The organism is Variovorax boronicumulans, assembly GCF_030812215.1.
GTDB lineage: Bacteria > Pseudomonadota > Gammaproteobacteria > Burkholderiales > Burkholderiaceae_C > Variovorax > Variovorax boronicumulans_C.
Window position 1 is genome coordinate 1 of sequence record NZ_JAUSSG010000029.1, and the last position, 1,850, is coordinate 1,850.

The 1,850-nt window shown below is 68.1% G+C and carries 1 protein-coding gene; it reads right to left on the reverse strand.

Annotation, left to right across the window (positions count from 1 at the left end; translation table 11 throughout):
* A partial coding sequence (locus J2W23_RS31360; RefSeq protein WP_307651503.1) for a type VI secretion system Vgr family protein occupies positions 1-1,850 on the reverse strand: 1,850 nt, incomplete at both ends.

Consider the following 1,850-nt stretch of genomic DNA (forward strand, 5'->3'; position numbering starts at 1 on the left):
GGCAGTTTGTCCGGTGCCTCTTCACCCTTGATCTGCGCCTTCTGCGTCTGCGCACTCTTGGCCAGCGAAGTGGCGAGTTCTTCGGCCTGTTTCGTCTGCTGCTGCGCCTCGCGGCTTGCCATGAACGCACCCTTGGCGTTCGTCTGGGCATGGGCGCTCACGAGCAAGCCTGCGCCAGCACGGATGGCACCCTGCGCAGTCGTGGCGAGTTCGGCGCCATGCCCGCGCGCTTTGCCGCGCGCGTTGTCGTCCTGCTGCTTGTGGTGTCCCAGGTGCAGCCGGCTTTGCGCCTGCGTGGTCGCCAAGCTCGTGCTGCCCTGTCCCGGGGTGTCGTCGAAGACGAGCTGGTTGTAGCCCCCGTCGCCGCTCTGACTGGCGCTCAGCTCCTGGGTCTTGATGCCGGAGAAGACGGCGTTGTGCGCATGCTCCTTGGCATCCTTGCCTTCGCCTGCGAACCAGGCGGGGGCGTTGCCGGTGGATTGGGCTGCACCTGCGGACTTCTCGTTGTGCTGCGCGTCGGCCTGGCCCGCACCGTTGTACAGCGCAGCAACGACCACCGGGCGGTCGATATCGCCGTGGTGGAACTCCACAAGCACTTCCTGCCCGACGCGCGGCAAAGTGACCTGGCCCCAGTTGTCGCCCGCGGCGCCGGCCGCCACGCGCACCCAGGCGCCCAGCCTGTCGGAGGCCGGAGCGTTGTCCTGGCCGTCCGTGCGAGCTTGCCGGGCGCTGGCGCCGCTGCCGCGTTGCCAGTGGAACTGCACCTTGACGCGGTGGTCGCGGTCGGTGTGCACTGGTGCATCGCCGCCCGCCCCGATGACGATGGCGCTCTGGCTGCCGTGCACGCTGGGCTTGGGGTGGATGCGCTGGCCGTGGCCGTCCAGGCTGAGCGGCCGGTACGGGATGGCCGCGCGCACGGTGGTGAAGTCGTTGCGGTAGTGGGTGACGGCATCGGGCTTGGCCGCGGCGTTGCCGCTGTCATCGGACACATCGAGCTCGAGAGCGATGTCCGGCAGGCCCAGGCGTTCGCCGACACCGGCCTTCAGGTCTTCATCGAAGTTGTTGCGCGCGATGTGGCGCACAGCCAGCACCGCAAAGCGCCGGTCCTCTTCGCTGTCCTTGTCGTGCTGCTCGTGGCCGCTCAGGGTGAAGGTGGTGGCGGGCGCCAGGGTGCGCACGGCGCTCTGGCCTTCGAAGCGCTTGTTGCGCAGTTCGAGGGCCTGCAGGGCGTTGGACAACAGCCGCTCGCCCTGGGCCGTAGTCTCCCAGCCGTAGGCGCCGGGGTCGTCGCTCCACTGCAGGGTGCGGTGGCCCGCGTTGCTGCTTTGCTGCTGCACAGGCCTCGCGCTCACGCTCTTGTAGTCCCAGCTCTGCTGCGCGAGGCTGTTGGTCTGCAGTTGGCGGCTGCCTCGCCATTGCTGGATGGTGTCTTCGCTCTCGCTCGCATCGGCGCGGTGGAAGCGGATGGTGGCCTGTGTGTTGGCACGGAAGGCGCCGTTGTAGTCGGCGATGACGAGGGTGTGGCTGCCGAGTTTGCCGTCCTTGCCGGTCGCGTGTTCAAACCAGTAGCACAGGCCTTCTTCGGCCAGGAGGCGTGCGACGAAGTCGAAGTCGCTCTCGTGGTACTGGGTGGTGATGCCGCGCACGGGATAGATGTCGCGCTGGGCGATCTCCCAGCGCCATTGCACCGCGAGCTTGCCCTGGCTCTGGTAGCGGGCGAACACCGCGTCGACGATGTCGAAGACGCTCTGGTGCTGGAAGAGGCAGCTGTCCTGGCGATGGCGCAGGAAGGCGAGCCACGGCTCGATGACGAGCCGGTAGCGCGCCATGCCGCCGTTGCTCGAGACGCA